A 14,993-nucleotide genomic window follows, 5' to 3' on the forward strand; every position below is an offset into this window, starting at 1 on the left:
TAGAGGGAAAGAAAATGCCTGCCCGATGCCCAGCGCCAGCAAGACCATAATCATGGCGATTTTGGCGCGGCCGACCAGGCGATGGCGCCGGAGACGACCAGCATGGCCGCGGCGAGGAGCGAAGCGAGGAAGAAATCACCTGATATCTGCGCCAAAAAACCGGCAGCGATCGGGCCGATGATCTGGCCCAGGCCGAACGACGCCGTCATCAACGCAAAGATCCGCCGGGGCGCCCTTGGCGCCTGCTGGCGGGCGGCCTGCAAGCCCAGCGCGGTTATGGCAATGAAGGTGCCGCCGAGCAGCAGGCCCCCGAGCAGCGGCCCCGAATATCCGCCAAGCGCCACGCTGGCGGTGACGCCGATCACTTCTGTGAAACATGCCAGCGCATAGGCGGCGTAAAGGCCAATCCGCGCGGCGATCTTCTGCCACAGCCACGTCGAGGGAAAGCCGGCAAGGCCGGCGACCAGCCACACCATGGCCTCGAAGACGCGGCTGCCGCCGCCCTGGCGGACGATGGCGACCAGGAATGTCGCGGTCACCACATAGCCAAACCCGAACAGGCCGTAGGCGACGATGATCTTCATCAGCGACCGGGCTTTCGGCAGGGCCGGCTCTCGGGCGGCTTCGCCGTTGACGAGCGGGCCTTCGTTCGCCAGCAGCGCCACGACGATCAAGCCGCAAGCCGAAATCAGAGCCGACCACAACCAGCCCGCCGCCCAGCCGGCATGTTCAGTGACCAGCACCGCCATCATCACCGCCGAGATCGCCATGCCGAGCCCGACACCACCGAAATGCCAGGCCTGCAGATCGCCACGAGCCGCGGCATTGATATGGCTGAAAACGATGCTGGCCATGAAGACCATGACGAAGGCGCTGGCCAGACCGGCCAGAAAGCGGATGAGGAGAAAGGCGGGCATGGCGTCGGTCATCCCCATCAGCGCGGCCAGGACAGTGCTGGCGCCAAGAGCCGTCAACATCAGCAGACGTTCCCGGCCATGCGCCCAACCACCGGCCGCGGCAAACGCGCCGACGAGATAGCCGAGATAATTGGCGGAAGCGATCCACCCGGCATTGGCCGGCGACAGATGCAGCTCTTCCATCATGCCGGGCAGGATCGGCGTGTAGACGAAGCGGCCGATGCCCATGGCGACGGCCAGCGCGATCATGCCGGCGACGGTGAAGCGAAGCGCTGCTGAGGTCGATGTCATCGCGGCGCACAATAAATGCCGGCATTGCTGAAACAACCCGCATTTCATTGGGCCAATACGACCGCCAATGCGCCACGCTCTGTCCGACATTCCTCAGGCCGGACCGCGTGGCCTTCAACTCAGCGGCGTTCACCCAGACCGGCATGGGGTGAGCAGGTCTCGTGCTCGGTCCTTCGTGCCGTCAGCCTGAACGGCATGTCGCCAAGTTCGCGCTCCGACATGGCGTTCAGCACAGGATGTGACAGCGGGTCTGTCAGCCATCCCTGCGCCTCGCTCCCGGAGCGAGGCGCGCATGAGGCATTCGCGGCGAACAGGACCTTCAACGACGACACCATCCTCAGCATTTCCGGCTCCGCGGGTCTGTCTCCCATCAACAAAGTCTGCCGTCCCGATATGAGTTTCAATTGAGATTTCGGCCGGACCAGTTTAGAAAATCTCAAATGGCCATGCTCAATCGCGTCCATCTCAACGGCCTTCGGGCCGTCGAGGCCGTTGCCCGTCTCGGCTCGCTTGCAGCGGCCGCCGGCGAGCTCAACGTTTCCGTCAGCGCGGTCAGCCAGCAGATAAGCCGTACCGAAAAGCAGCTCGGCCAGGCGCTGTTCGAGCGCACGGCCAGCGGTCTCGCGCTGACCGAATTCGGCGCTGTCTTCGCGGCCCGTCTTGGTGCTGGATTTCGCGAGCTTGCCCAGGCGGTGGCGCTGGCGGACGAAGCGACCCAATGCACCCTGGTGGTTTCGGTGGCGCCGGCCTTTGCCTCGAAATGGCTGCTGCCGCGACTGTCGCGTCACTTCGACCGGCATCCCAATGTGCTGCTGCGCATCGACGCTTCGGTGCGGCTGGCCAATCTGGATCATTCCGACATCGACATCGCCATCCGGCTTGGCGACGGCAAATGGCCGGGCGGACGCGCGGAACTGCTTCTGGCGCAGGAAGTTTTCCCGGTCTGCGCGCCCGGCATCGCCAGGAAACTGAGCTCGATCGAGGACCTTGCCCGGACCTGCGCCATCACCGACGAGCGGGCAATGATCAACTGGGACAGCTGGTTCGCCGCCGCCGGTGTTGCGCCCGTCACCTTCCAGAAGGGCGCCCGCTTCACCGATCCGATGCTATGCTTGGAATCGGCGATTGCCGGCCATGGCGTGATGCTGGGCTGGCAGTTGCTGGCGGCGGATGCGCTGGCCGATGGACGGCTGGTGGCGCCGTTCGGAATCCGTGCCCAGAGCGGGCTCGGTTACTGGCTGGTGACGTCGTCGACGAAGGCGGAAAGCCGCAAGGTCCGGGACTTCAAGATCTGGATCAAGGAAGAGATCGAAGCGACGATGGCGCAATTCGGAGCGACGACTACAGGTCCCGCCAGCGCGATCGCGGTGGAAAGCACCGTGTCCCCGGTCTATGTAGAGTCGAATATCCAACTACGGCAGGCAGGATCATGACCACACATTCGCGCGGCGTTTCCGCAACGATCGACCCGGTGAAGCTCGACAGGCTGGCGGAAGTCGCCATCAAGGTCGGGCTGCAATTGCAGCCGGGACAGGATCTGGTGCTGACCTCGTCGATCGCGGCCCTGCCGCTGACCAGGCGGATCGTCGAACACGCCTACAAGGCCGGCGCCGGACTGGTGACGCCGATCTTCAACGACGACGAGATGACGCTGGCGCGCTACCGCTTCGGCGCCGACGCCGGTTTCGACCACGCCGCCGGCTGGCTCTATGAAGGCATGGCAAAGGCCTTTTCCAACAATGCGGCCAGGCTTGCCGTGCGCGGCGAGGATCCCTCGCTGTTGTCGGCGCAGGACCCGGCGAAAGTGGCGCGCGCCAACAAGGCGAATTCCATGGCCTACCAGCCGGCGCTGGAAAAGATCACCGGCTTCGACATCAACTGGAACATCATCGCCTATCCGGACCTCGCATGGGCCAAGCAGGTTTTTCCCGGCGATGCCGACGATGTCGCCGTGGTCAAGCTCGCCGATGCCATCTTCGCCGCCTCGCGGGTGGATGTGGAGGACCCGATCGGCAACTGGAAGGCGCACAATGCCGCTCTGCGCGGCCGCACCGAATGGCTGAACGGCCATGATTTCCACGCGCTGCATTTCACCGGACCGGGCACCGACCTGACGGTCGGGCTGGCGGACAGCCATGAATGGATGGGCGGCGCCTCGACCGCCAAGAACGGCATCACCTGCAATCCCAACATCCCGACCGAGGAGGTCTTCACCACGCCGCATGCCAGGCGGGTCGAAGGCCATGTCTCCTCGACCAAGCCGCTGTCCTACCAGGGCACGCTGATCGACGACATCTCGGTGCGGTTCGAAGCCGGACGGATAGTCGAGGCCAAGGCTTCGAAAGGGGAAGACGTGCTGAAGAAAGTGCTCGACACCGACGAGGGATCGCGCCGCCTGGGCGAAGTCGCACTGGTGCCGCATTCCTCGCCGATCTCGGCCAGCGGCCTGTTGTTCTTCAACACGCTGTTCGACGAGAACGCCGCCTGCCACATCGCGCTCGGCCAATGCTATTCGAAGTGTTTCGTCAACGGCGCCTCGCTCAGCCAGGACGAGATCGCGGCCCGCGGCGGCAACAAGAGCTTCATCCATATCGACTGGATGATCGGTTCGGACAAGATCGACATAGACGGCGTCCACAAGGACGGCAGCCGCGTGGCGGTCATGCGCAAGGGCGAGTGGGCCTGACGGCTTGCCAGCCTGCGAGGGCGGGATGACTTTCGATATCGCGGTCAAGCGCATCTACGAAGCACCCGACAAGGCCGACGGCCAACGGGTGCTGGTCGATCGCATCTGGCCGCGCGGCGTCAGCAAGGAGCATGCCGCGCTGGCGCTGTGGCTGAAAGAGATCGCGCCGAGCGACGATCTGCGCAAGTGGTTCGGGCACAAGCCCGAACTCTGGACGGAATTTCAGAAGCGGTATCGCGCTGAGCTCGATGAGAACGAAGAGGCGGTGGCGCGACTGCGTGGCCTGCTCCGCCATGGCAAGGTGACGCTGCTCTACAGTGCGCATGACGAAGCGCACAACAATGCGGTGGCGTTGGCGGGGTATCTCGCAGGCGTTCACTAGAGCAATTCCAGGAAAAGTGTGAGCGGTTTTCCGTCCGGAATTTCGTAAAAACAAGGAGTTAGAGTGGTTCGCCGTTTCCGTGAAACGGTGAAGTGCTCTAGCCATCGTTGGCCACAGCTTCGTCAACAGCTCCGAGGAATCAGACCGCCTCGGAGCCCCGCTTTCAGGCAATGACGAAGTGGGCGAATACAGCCCTTACTTGCCAACCGCCTGAGCATAGACATCCGGCTTGAACCCAACCAAGATCTGGTCTCCGACTTCAAGTACCGGACGCTTGATCATGGTCGGCTTGGCCAGCATAAGCGCCTTGGCCTTTTTTTCGTCGAGCGATTGCTTGTCTGCGTCCGGCAGTTCGCGGAACGTGGTACTGCTCTTGTTGAGCAGCTTTTCCCAGCCGACCTTGCCAACCCAGCCACCCAGCCGTTTCGCGTCCAGCCCCTCCGCGCGAAAGTCATGGAAGCGATAGGCAATGTCATGGCCCTCCAGCCAGACGCGCGCCTTCTTGACCGTGTCGCAGGTGGTGATGCCGTAGATCGTAGTCGTCAAAGCGCGTTTCCCTTGGGCTGACAATCGAATCCTTCCCACAGCCTAAAACCGCCCTTCCCGCTTTGCCAGCGCCCAGGCCTGAAACCGCGGAATTTTCGGACTTGCCAATACTAAGGAATTTTCCTAAGTATTTTTGGGTCGCTTTTGACGACGCTTTGGGACCGAGCAATGACAAGCCTCCAGACTGCCAATCCGAACCTTCCGCCCATCGACGGCATCTTCCGCGCGCTTGCCGACCCGACGCGGCGCAGTGTCGTCGAGCGGCTGAACCGCGGCCCGGCCTCGGTGAGCGAGCTGGCGCATCCCTTCGAGATGGCCCTGCCCTCCTTCATCGAACACCTCAAGGTGCTGGAGGGCTGCGGGTTGGTGCGATCGGAAAAGATCGGCCGCACCCGAACCTACCAATTGGCACCCGAGCCGCTGAAGCTTGCCGAGAACTGGCTGGCCGAACAGCGGACACTGTGGAAGCGCCGCCTCGACCAGTTCGACGCCTATGTGATGACCCTCAAGGAGCAGGAAAAATGAGCTATCCCTTCAAGCCGGATCCCAGGCTGGACCTCGTGCTGGAGCGCGTCGTCGATGCGCCGCGCGACCTGTTGTGGCGGGCGTGGACGAAGCCGGAGCATGTCAAGCAGTGGTTCACGCCGAAGCCGTGGATGATCACCGACTGCGAGATCGATCTCAAGCCAGGCGGGTTGTTCAGGACACGCATGCAGTCGCCCGACGGAAAGGAGGTCAACGACCGCCATTGCTGCTATCTCGAAATCGTGCCGAACGCGCGGCTGGTGTGGACGGATGCGCTGCTGCCGGGCTATCGGCCGTCAGGCGAACCGTTCATCACCGCGGTCATTTCTCTCCAGCCCGATGGCCGGGGCACGCGCTACACCGCCACCGCCATCCACCGCGACGAGGCGACCCGCAACAGCCATGAGGAGATGGGCTTCTTCGATGGCTGGGGCACGGTGGCCGACCAGCTTGCCGAGTATGTGAAGACGATTTGAGCGGCACATTGCGACCCGGACGCCGTCCCGGCCGCAATGCTTCTATCTCGAAGCGAAGAGCAGGCTTCGAAGTTGGAGGCATCTCCTGCCTCAGTAGTAAAAACGCTCTTCGGTAATCTTGCCGTTCTTGACCGTGTAGAGGCCAACCTCGTCCATGGTTACACGCTGGCCGGTGGCCTTGGGTGTGACGTCGAATGTGAAGCGCACCGCGAACTGGTCGCCATTGACATAGGGTCCCTCGACCGTTCCACCGTGGACCTCATGGTTCTCTTGCCACCATTGGCTTTTCTGCCTGAGGGCCTCCTTGCCGTGGCTGACGGCCATCGGTCCCTCCATGGCCTCGTAGCTGGCGATGTCATCGGCATTGTACTTTTCGGCGGCACCGTTGTGGTCTCCCTGCTTGAGGAGCTCGGTGAAATCCTTGGCAATTTCCGCGATGGTCATTTTGTGTTCCTCCTGTTCAGACGCACTCGAAGTAAGGAAGTGCTTGCCGGCCCGCCACCCTTGCCCCCATGACAGCTGACAAGCCGTGTCAGGACGATGGATATAGCGCGGCCGTGTGACGAGATTTGCTGCGGCGGCTTACATACCCGCAAGGGAATCGTCCTGACCGGTCAATTGCCAGATCGCCGGACATTCGTATTCGCCCTGATAGCTGCGGATCAGCGCAAAGCTGCGCACCGTCCAGAATATCGGCTCAACAATCTGTTCCCGCACTTTCGGCATGCCTCTTCTGTCACGAAGCAGCGTGACATGTGGCTCCAAAGAACTCGTGACGAACGGCTGCAGCGGGCTGTCGTCGATCACAGCGGAGAGCTTTCGCCAGAAGGCTTGCAGGGCCAGCGAATGGTCGCTGCTGCGAAGCACCAGCGCTCCGCCGCCGAAGGCCGACAGGCAGTCGAAGTAAACTTCGAATGGCGCAGCCTGTATTAGCAAGCCGACATGGCGGGCGATCTCCACCACACGCTCCTGTTTGCCGTCGCCAAGGCCCATCAGGGTTATGTGTATTTGATCGGTTGGCGTCAGCCATCCTCGCAACCCCAGTTCCCGATTGTAGCGCTCTGCCCTGCGCCGCAGCATCACGTTGACTGGGGCTTCGACCAGAAACGCGTAGAACAGATGTGGCTCCCGGATTGGACTCGGTTCCTCAAATGGGAAAGAGGTCTGACCGTTCTTTGCGAATGCAGGTTGCCTACTCATGACGGAACTCGTCGGCAAATTGAATCCAGTCGAGAAATATAGAACATAAAGTGAACAAATCAAGTTGAAACGAAACAGGCGCCGATGCTCTCCGCATCAGCGCCTGCAACTTCAAGATTGAGGGAGCCCTGTCAGGCAGGGCTCTCGAAGTCACCGTCGCCGATGATGCCCTTGATCTCGAAGAAGCCATGGATCGCACAACCTGCATATCCGCCCCCGAACGTGCCCGGTCCGATAGTCGATCGAGACCTGCTTCGCCCCCGCAGTTGTGTGCAGACCTTGCGAGGTGGTCAGCCTAGCCCGGCAGCACAGGGCAGTTGGCGCCACGACGCAGGCTGATATGCGCCACATCACCGACGCTGAATTGAAACCCCTCTGCCTTGCGCGGCGCATCGATCACGACCGGCAACCCTTGCCCGAGTTCGGCATGCAGGCGTAGCGTACGACCGTGAAATACGATGCTGTTGACACGTGCCGGCGCCGTGCCGGGCGCGGCCTCGGTCGTCGCCAGCAGATCCTCCGGACGCACGCCGATGGTGCGCATGTCGCCTTCGCCGGGGGACTGGCCGGTTTCGGAAATGGCCTCCAGCGGCAAGGTGCCGGCAGTGAAACGCAGGCGATCGCCATCGCGGCCGACAAAACGCGATTGCAGGAGATTCATGGTGCCGATGAAGCTCGCCACGAACTTTGTTGCGGGCCGATCATAGAGGGTTGCCGGCGGTGCGATCTGCTCGATGCGGCCCCTGTTCATGACGACGATGCGGTCGGAGATCGACAGCGCCTCGGTCTGGTCGTGGGTGACCATCACGAAGGTGGTGCCAAGCCGCGACTGCAGCCGCTTCAACTCGACTTGCATCTGTTCGCGCAGATGCGCGTCCAGCGCCGACAGCGGCTCGTCGAGCAAGAGCACGCGCGGCTCGCAGACGATGGCGCGGGCGAGCGCGACGCGCTGGCGCTGGCCGCCCGAAAGTTCCAGGACGCGAGCGCGAAGCTTGTCGGCGAGACCCACCATCTCCAGGGCTTCGCCGACGCGCTTAGCCTGCTCGGCGCCGGACAGTTTTCGCAAGGACAGGCCGAAGCCGACATTCTCGGCGACGTCCATGTGCGGAAACAGCGCGTAGTCCTGGAACACGGTGTTGACCGGCCGGTCGAAAGGCCGAAGGGCCGTGATGTCACGGCCCTCGAGCAAGACCTTGCCGCTCGACGGACTTTCGAAGCCGGCAATGACACGCAGGCTGGTGGTCTTGCCGCAGCCCGACGGCCCGAGCAGCGTGATGAATTCGCCGCTGACAATGTCGAGATCGACAGCATCGAGCCCGACGATGCCACCGGGGAAAACCTTGGAAACCGCCTGCAGCCGGACGAGTGGATCAGGCGCCATCGCGAACCTCGGACGGCTTCGTGGTGTTGACCCACAGGATCTGGCACTGCTCCGCGCCGGGATTGCGGAAGGCGTGCAAAAGCGTGCTCTTGAAAGCGAAACTGTCGCCGGTCTTCAGCCCATATCTTGTCGAATCCACCACCAGTTCGACTTCGCCCGAAAGCACGAAGCCGAATTCATGGCCGGCATGGGCGTAGGCTTCCGCCGTGCCGCCACCGGCTTCCACCGTCACCAGCATGCCGGTCAGCGTCGCGCCAGGCGGCGACAGCAGTGCCTTGGCGATGCCTTCGGATTTCACCGGAATCGCGCGGCGGCTGTTGGCGCGCACGCAATAGAGATCGTTGACGGCCTCGTTGCCATCGGCAATCAGCGCCGAAGGCTCGATGTCGAGCGCGGCGGCGAGCGGCCAGATTACCTTGACGCGCAACGAGGACATGCCGCGTTCGATCTGGCTGAGCGCGCCGATCGACACGCCCGCCCTCACGGCCAGCTCGGCCAGCGACAGGCGGCGCTCGAGCCTGAGCGCCCGCACGCGTCGGCCGACCCGCACATCGGCATCATCCTTCGGCTTGTCCGCCGCTTCGTCAAGAACATCCATGCATTCGTCCTCGTTTGCTTCTTCCTTCTCCCCTTGTGGGAGAAGGTGGATCGGCGCGTAGCGCCGAGACGGATGAGGGGTGGGTGACGGATCACCGTCGGCGCCAAGCTGGAGCACCCCTCATCCGTCGCCTTCGGCGACACCTTCTCCCACAAGGGGAGAAGGAAGAACCAGCATCACCCGCCAGCCTTCACTTTCTCGAACATCTTGGCCACATCGTCGTTCTGTTTCATCGGCCCGGTGAAGATGGTGCTCTTCAGCATCACCTCCGGGTCGGACGGCAGTTGCAGCTTCTCCAGTTCGTCCTTCGACACGCCGGCGAAAGCAGTGCTGAGCGAGCTGCCATAGCCATAGGACTGGATCAGGAATTTGCCGGAGTCGGCGTCGAGCCGACTGTTGATGAAGTCATAGGCGAGATCGACATTCTTGGCGTCCTTCAGCATGACGAAGCCGCAGGCCCAGGTCAGCATGCCTTCCTTCGGCTTCATGAACTCGACGGGCACGCCCTGCTTCTTCAGCGAGGTGGCCGATGCGTTCCAGGTCATGGCGGCGACCAGCTGGCCGCTGGCCAGCGCCTGCTCGACCGAGGTCATGTCGGTGGTGTAGCTCGACAGCAGCGGGCGCTGTTCGCGCAGCTTTGCCGCGACCTTGTCCATCTCAGCCGGCGTCATGTCGAAGGGGTTCACGCCGGCGAGAAGCGCGGCAACGATCGGCGTGTCATGGACGGCGTCGATGGTCGCCATGCGGCCGGCATATTGCTTGTCCCAGAGCAGGTTCCAGCTCGCCTCGGGATTCTTCACCAGGTCGGTGCGGTAGAGGATCGAGGTGTTGCCCCAGTCCCACGGCACCATCCAGACCTTGCCGTCGCCGGCTTGCAGGTCGGGCAGGTTCTTGAATACCGGGAAGATCGAATCCCAGTTCTTGATGCGCTTGGTGTCGATCGGCTGCAGCAGGCCTTCCTTGTTCCAGCGCGCCACCTTGTCATAGCAGGGATGGGCGATGTCAGGACGGAAGCCAGCCTTGACCTTGGTGAAGGCATCGTCGTCGTCCCCGAAGATCGAGGCCTCGACGCCATCGGGATGCGCGGCAAGGAAGCTTTTGTTGAAGTCGGGCAATTCGTAACCCGACCAGGTGAAATACTGAAGTTTTTCGGCGGCCAGCGTCACGGTCGAGGACAGGGCGAGCGCCAATGCCGCGAGGCCGGCCCGGGCCTTGTGTCCGGTTATCGATTTCAGGAATGCCATTTTCGTTCTCCTCTTGGTTGTTATGGTCAGGCTGGATTGCGGCGCGCGGCGCCAAGCCCGCGATGGCGCAGGATCTCGGCGGTACCGGCGATGATGAAGGAAACAGCCAGGATCACCGTCCCCAGCGCCATGACAGTCGGCAACGATCGGGGAAAGCGCAGTTGGCTCCAGATGTAGAGCGGCAATGTCGGCTCGGTTCCGGCGAGGAAGAAGACGACGATGAATTCATCGAAGGAGATCAGGAAAGCAAGCATGAAGGCCGACAGCACGGCCGGCAGGCTGAGCGGCAGCATGACGCGCCGGAACGTCGTCCAGTCGGAAGCGCCAAGATCGAGGGCCGCCTCGCGAACGGTCCTGGGGATGGCGGCGAAACGGCTGCGCATGATGACCACGGTGGTCGGCAGAGCCACCAGTATGTGGCCGAGAACGATGGCGATGCGCGATGGCCCGAGGCCGATCAGGTTGACAAGGATCAGCAACGATATGCCGACGATGACGCCCGGGATGAGGATCGGAAGCCGCGCGATGGCGCTGATGGTGACGGCCAAAGGGGAGCGGCCATACAGATCCATATAGGACACGGTGATGCCGCACAGCGTGGCGCCCGAAGCCGCGACGACGCCGATGACGAGGCTGTTGGCGAGCGCGCCCGAAAGCGCCGGATTGCCGTAGAGCGTCGCGTACCACTGCAGCGTGAAGCCCTGCAGGGGAAACGCCGCCTGGATGGAATCGTTGAAGGAAAACAGCGGGATCAGCAGAACCGGCAGATAGAGGAACACCAGATAGGCAAGTACGTAGAGGCCGAGCCAGCGGCTATCCCGTTTTGTACCGGCGCGTTCGGCCCTCATGTGCGGCTGCCAAATCTGCGGTCGGCGCCGCGCGCGACCAGCACAACGAGGAGAATGACCAGCATGACGCAGACCGAAAGCGCCGCGCCGAACGGCCAGTCATTGGCCTTGCCGAACTGTGACTGGATCAGCGTGCCGATCATGGTGCTGGCCGGGCCGCCGACCATGGCCGGCGTGACATAGTCACCGACCGTCGGCACGAAGACGACTAGGGCCGCGGCCAGAACGCCGGGCATGGAGTTTGGCAAAACGACGCGGCGGAACGCGGTGAACGGCCGCGCGCCAAGATCGGAGGCGGCCTCGAGCAGCGATTTCGGGATCGTGTCCAGCGCCACATAGATGGGCAGGATGGCGAACGGCGCGTAGGCATGGGCGAGCGTGACGACCACCGCCGCCGGCGTGTTGAGGAAGGCCAGCGTGGGCTCGGACCAGATGCCGCTTTCGATCAGCGCCGAATTCAAGACGCCATTATAAGCCAGCACGATCTTCCAGGCGAAGACGCGCAGGAGATAGCTGGTCCAGAACGGCAGCGTGACCAGGAAAAGCAGCAGGCCGCGCCGATGCCCGGCATGGAAGGCGAGATAGTAGGCGACGGGATAGGCGGTGACGACGGTTGCCAGCGTCACCAGACCGGCAATGACCAGCGAGCGCAGCGTCACCGTCCAGTAGAGCGGATCGGTTGCCACGGTGGTGAAGTTTTCGACGGTCAGCCCAACGCCGAGCAGCGAGCCGTCATTGCCGCGGAAGGCAAGGAACAGCACCAGGCCAAGCGCGAACAGGATCACCAGGAACGTGACCATTGCCCCCGGCAGCAGCATGGCGAGCCGGAAGCCCGACAAGGACCGGGATTCGGGCACCTCTGTTGCAACCAGGGTCGACATGGACCTGTTCCATCGAGATTCTGAAATTGGCTGAGATTTTTTCATATTTGTGAAACTGTCAAGCAGAATCCCGCTGGCATTGATGGTTGGGATCAACGCCCGAATTCGGCGAGACCGGAGCCGCACGGGCTTACTTGTCCGGCATGAAAATCCATTGGGCGTTTCATCCTCTTGAAAAAGCTCGCCGTTTTGTGCCGCCTGGCAAGACCGAGCTGTCGCGGATCCGAGGTTTCACAGCCAAAGCACGGCAGCTTGGATCACCATCGATGGGATAGACCTTTGAGCGGAATCCGGTGAAAGTGCCGCGCCCATCCGGCAAGCCGCAATTTCGATGATCAGAGGATCCCGCGCATGACAAACCCGACGCATCTGCCCACCGAGGGTCTTTTTGTCGGCCGCGCCAGGAGTGGCGATGTCTCGCATCCCATGGTGGTCACGGTACGTGACGGCACCGTCTTCGACATCACATCAAGCGCGGCGCCGACCGTGCGTGATATCTGCGAGATGGCCGATCCGGCAGGGCATGTGCGCTCGGCCAGGGGCAAGCCGATCGGCTCGCTCGATGACATCGCGGCCAACAGTTTCGAGGCCGGGCGCGATCCGGCAAAACCGCACCTCCTCTCCCCTGTCGACCTGCAGGCGGTCAAGGCATCGGGCGTCACCTTCGTCGTCAGCCTGCTCGAGCGGGTGATCGAGGAACAGGCGCGCGGCTCGGCGGAAAAGGCCGATGCCATCCGCGCCGACATTGCCGGACTGATCGGCCATGATTTGTCGAAGCTCAAGCCGGGGTCCCCGGAGGCCATGGAGATCAAGGCCAAGCTCATCGCGCGCGGCGCCTGGTCGCAATATCTGGAAGTGGGCATAGGCCCCGACGCAGAGATCTTCACCAAGTGCCAACCGATGGCCTCGGTCGGCTTCGGCGCCGATGTCGGCCTGCATCCGGTGTCGACCTGGAACAATCCGGAACCGGAGATCGCCATGATCGCCGCCTCGAGCGGCAGGATCGTCGGCGCCACCATCGGCAACGATGTCAATCTGCGCGACGTGGAAGGACGCTCCGCACTGCTGCTTGGCAAGGCCAAAGACAACAACGCCTCCGCATCGCTTGGCCCCTTCATCCGCCTGTTCGACGACACGTTCTCGATCGACGACGTGAAGCGGGCCGTGGTGCGCCTGAAAGTCGAGGGCGAGGACGGATTCTCGCTGGAAGGCGCAAGCTCGATGGCCGAGATCAGCCGTTCGCCGGAAGAGTTGGTTGCCGCGGCCATGGGGCCGCACCATCAGTATCCGGACGGGCTGGCGCTCTATCTCGGCACCATGTTCGTGCCGTCGAAGGACCGCGGCGAGAAAGGCAAGGGGTTTACACACAAGGTCGGCGACATCGTCACCATCTCGTCGGAAAAATTCGGCGCGCTGGTCAACCGGGTGCGGCTGTCGCCCGATTGCCCGCACTGGACCTACGGCGCCAGCCATTTGATGCGCGACCTGGCGAAAGCTGATCTTCTCTAGAATCTTCGCCCAAACCGCCGCAACCAACATGATTTTGCGCGGAACTGGATGACTGCGGACGCGATCCGCTTCAAGGTCGCGGTGCGGTCAGGGGGCCGCTCCGATGTCCGATTCGCCGATCCTGTTCGTGCGCAAGGTCGCCAGTCGCCTTGGCGGCACGGTCATGCTCGAAGACATGAACCTTGTGATCGAGGGCGGCTCGATCCACGCGCTGGTCGGCGAAAGCGGCGCCGGCAAGTCAACGCTGACAAAGGTGCTGACGGGCCGAGCCCCTTCGCCGATCATCCGGCTGCCCTGAAAAATCCTCCCAACTGATGCAATCTGATGGGTCCGCTGATGGCGGCGCGTCAGGCGCCGACTACATCTGCAGATGGAGGCTTGCCATTCGTCGAAAAAGGGAATGCTCTTAGGCATCCGAGCGGCGCTGGCAAAAGACGCAATCCGGCCGAGCCGGAACAAGGGACGGATCATCTTCAACCGGGAGGAAATCAAATGCTGACAAGACTGAGACTTGTGCTCTACGGCCTGCTGGTCGCGCTGACGGTCATTCCCGCCGCGGCACAGGCCAAGACCTTCTACTGGATTTCACATGGCGGCCCGGCCGACCCGGTCTGGACCTACTTCCTGGCCGGTGCCAAGCAATGGGCCAAGGACACCGGCAATACCGTCAACACCTCGTTCCACAATGGCGATGTCGCCTCCCAGCAGGAAGCGGTTCGCGCCGCCCTCTCGGCCAAGGCCGACGGTATCGTCACCACCAGCCCCGATCCGGGCAGCCTTGTCGAGATCGTCAAGGAAGCCCGCGCCGCCAACATCCCGATCATCAACTTCAACACGCCCGATCCCAAGGCCAATTTCAATGCCTATGTCGGCGGCGACAACGTCACCTTCGGCAAGCATTGGGCGCAGTATCTGGTCGACAAGGGCCTGGTGAAGAAGGGCGACTTCGTCTGGATGCCGGTCGAGATTCCCGGCGCCACCTACGGCGTCCAGGAAGAAGAAGGCATCAAGAGCGTGTTCGGACCGCTCGGCATCACCTATGAAGTGACCGAAGCGACGCTCGATCAGGCCGAGGTGATCAACCGCATGGTCGACTACCTCACCGCCCACAAAGGCAAGGTCAACGCCATCATCGGCCTCGGCGACCTCGTCACCGGCTCGATCAAGCGGGTGTTCGACCAGGTCGGCGTCAAGCCGGGCGAAATCCCGGTCGTCGGCTGGGGCAATTCGCTCGACACCACGCAGGAAGTGCTGAACGGCTATGTCAATGCCGGCCAGTGGCAGGACCCGCAGGCGACCAGCTATGTCGCGCTGTCGCTCGCCAACATGGCCGCGTCAGGCATTCCTCCGGGCTTCAACGTCATCACCGGCGCGCTCTACGAAAAGGACACGGCCGGCGTCTACGACAAGATCCTGTCCGGCAAATAACCGCGATCCTGGCGCCGCACCGTTCTGGCACGCGGCGCCAGGTTTCCCTTGCGCCGCGACTGGCCCGCCCGATGCGGTGGG

Annotated in this window: 18 protein-coding genes; 8 read left to right on the top strand and 10 right to left on the bottom strand. The window is 62.7% G+C overall.

Translation table 11 applies throughout. The features are described from left to right. Window positions 1-50 precede the first annotated feature (50 nt). Together EB230_RS26245 and EB230_RS26250 are read right to left on the bottom strand one after the other, a co-directional pair. The gene (locus tag EB230_RS26245; RefSeq protein ID WP_082582525.1) at window positions 51-1,208 is read right to left on the bottom strand and encodes a YbfB/YjiJ family MFS transporter; all 1,158 of its coding nucleotides are present in this window, start codon (window positions 1,206-1,208) and stop codon (window positions 51-53) included. Between the two features lie 119 nt (window positions 1,209-1,327). Next, the gene (locus EB230_RS26250; RefSeq protein WP_056564149.1) at window positions 1,328-1,552 is read right to left on the bottom strand and encodes a hypothetical protein; all 225 of its coding nucleotides are present in this window, start codon (window positions 1,550-1,552) and stop codon (window positions 1,328-1,330) included. Window positions 1,553-1,648: 96 nt separating this feature from the next. Between EB230_RS26250 and EB230_RS26255 the strand changes: the two genes are divergently transcribed. From EB230_RS26255 to EB230_RS26265, 3 genes are read left to right on the top strand one after another with little or no spacing between them, the layout of a single operon-like run. Continuing rightward, window positions 1,649-2,641: a LysR substrate-binding domain-containing protein gene (locus EB230_RS26255; RefSeq protein WP_056564151.1), complete on the top strand. Its 993-nt coding sequence runs from the start codon at window positions 1,649-1,651 to the stop codon at window positions 2,639-2,641. Continuing rightward, complete coding sequence (locus EB230_RS26260) at window positions 2,638-3,894, top strand: aminopeptidase (RefSeq protein ID WP_172374204.1); 1,257 nt, start codon at window positions 2,638-2,640, stop codon at window positions 3,892-3,894. Before EB230_RS26255 ends, EB230_RS26260 begins: the two co-directional genes overlap by 4 nt. Before the next feature lie 25 nt (window positions 3,895-3,919). Next, the gene (locus tag EB230_RS26265; protein WP_172374205.1) at window positions 3,920-4,276 is read left to right on the top strand and encodes a DUF488 domain-containing protein; all 357 of its coding nucleotides are present in this window, start codon (window positions 3,920-3,922) and stop codon (window positions 4,274-4,276) included. 195 nt (window positions 4,277-4,471) lie between these two features. Here the strand turns inward: EB230_RS26265 and EB230_RS26270 are convergent, their stop codons facing one another. Further along, window positions 4,472-4,822 carry an ArsC family reductase gene (locus tag EB230_RS26270; protein WP_056564156.1) on the bottom strand — a complete coding sequence of 117 codons (351 nt, stop codon included), beginning with the start codon at window positions 4,820-4,822 and terminating at the stop codon, window positions 4,472-4,474. 168 nt (window positions 4,823-4,990) lie between these two features. Between EB230_RS26270 and EB230_RS26275 the strand changes: the two genes are divergently transcribed. Beyond that, on the top strand, window positions 4,991-5,347 hold the full coding sequence (locus EB230_RS26275) for a metalloregulator ArsR/SmtB family transcription factor (protein ID WP_056564159.1): 357 nt from the start codon (window positions 4,991-4,993) through the stop codon (window positions 5,345-5,347). Next, window positions 5,344-5,823: an SRPBCC family protein gene (locus EB230_RS26280; RefSeq protein WP_172374206.1), complete on the top strand. Its 480-nt coding sequence runs from the start codon at window positions 5,344-5,346 to the stop codon at window positions 5,821-5,823. The genes EB230_RS26275 and EB230_RS26280 overlap by 4 nt, the downstream gene beginning before the upstream one ends. A 90-nt stretch (window positions 5,824-5,913) precedes the next feature. On the opposite strand, the gene EB230_RS26285 is transcribed toward EB230_RS26280, so the two are convergent. From EB230_RS26285 to EB230_RS26315, 7 genes are all read right to left on the bottom strand, one after another. Next, entirely contained in the window at window positions 5,914-6,267 is a 354-nt protein-coding gene (locus EB230_RS26285; protein WP_056564169.1) for a SnoaL-like domain-containing protein, read from the bottom strand. Between the two features lie 138 nt (window positions 6,268-6,405). Next, window positions 6,406-7,023 carry a 2'-5' RNA ligase family protein gene (locus tag EB230_RS26290; RefSeq protein WP_172374207.1) on the bottom strand — a complete coding sequence of 206 codons (618 nt, stop codon included), beginning with the start codon at window positions 7,021-7,023 and terminating at the stop codon, window positions 6,406-6,408. Window positions 7,024-7,318: 295 nt separating this feature from the next. Next, entirely contained in the window at window positions 7,319-8,404 is a 1,086-nt protein-coding gene (locus tag EB230_RS26295) for an ABC transporter ATP-binding protein (RefSeq protein WP_172374208.1), read from the bottom strand. Next, entirely contained in the window at window positions 8,394-9,002 is a 609-nt protein-coding gene (locus EB230_RS26300; protein WP_056564178.1) for a cupin domain-containing protein, read from the bottom strand. The genes EB230_RS26295 and EB230_RS26300 overlap by 11 nt, the downstream gene beginning before the upstream one ends. A 176-nt stretch (window positions 9,003-9,178) precedes the next feature. Further along, window positions 9,179-10,246, bottom strand: coding sequence for an ABC transporter substrate-binding protein (locus EB230_RS26305; RefSeq protein WP_065004940.1), 1,068 nt, complete (start codon window positions 10,244-10,246; stop codon window positions 9,179-9,181). A 26-nt stretch (window positions 10,247-10,272) separates the two neighbouring features. Further along, entirely contained in the window at window positions 10,273-11,094 is an 822-nt protein-coding gene (locus EB230_RS26310; protein WP_172374209.1) for an ABC transporter permease, read from the bottom strand. After that, window positions 11,091-11,975 carry an ABC transporter permease gene (locus EB230_RS26315; RefSeq protein ID WP_172374210.1) on the bottom strand — a complete coding sequence of 295 codons (885 nt, stop codon included), beginning with the start codon at window positions 11,973-11,975 and terminating at the stop codon, window positions 11,091-11,093. The genes EB230_RS26310 and EB230_RS26315 overlap by 4 nt, the downstream gene beginning before the upstream one ends. Before the next feature lie 351 nt (window positions 11,976-12,326). Between EB230_RS26315 and EB230_RS26320 the strand changes: the two genes are divergently transcribed. From EB230_RS26320 to EB230_RS26330, 3 genes are all read left to right on the top strand, one after another. Next, on the top strand, window positions 12,327-13,484 hold the full coding sequence (locus EB230_RS26320; RefSeq protein WP_056564184.1) for a fumarylacetoacetate hydrolase family protein: 1,158 nt from the start codon (window positions 12,327-12,329) through the stop codon (window positions 13,482-13,484). 103 nt (window positions 13,485-13,587) lie between these two features. Further along, window positions 13,588-13,782, top strand: a complete 195-nt coding sequence (locus EB230_RS33020; protein WP_056564186.1) for an ATP-binding cassette domain-containing protein — start codon at window positions 13,588-13,590, stop codon at window positions 13,780-13,782. A gap of 194 nt (window positions 13,783-13,976) precedes the next feature. Further along, window positions 13,977-14,912, top strand: a complete 936-nt coding sequence (locus EB230_RS26330) for a substrate-binding domain-containing protein (protein WP_056564187.1) — start codon at window positions 13,977-13,979, stop codon at window positions 14,910-14,912. Window positions 14,913-14,993 lie beyond the last annotated feature (81 nt).

The organism is Mesorhizobium sp. NZP2234, from assembly GCF_013170765.1.
Lineage (GTDB): Bacteria > Pseudomonadota > Alphaproteobacteria > Rhizobiales > Rhizobiaceae > Mesorhizobium > Mesorhizobium loti_D.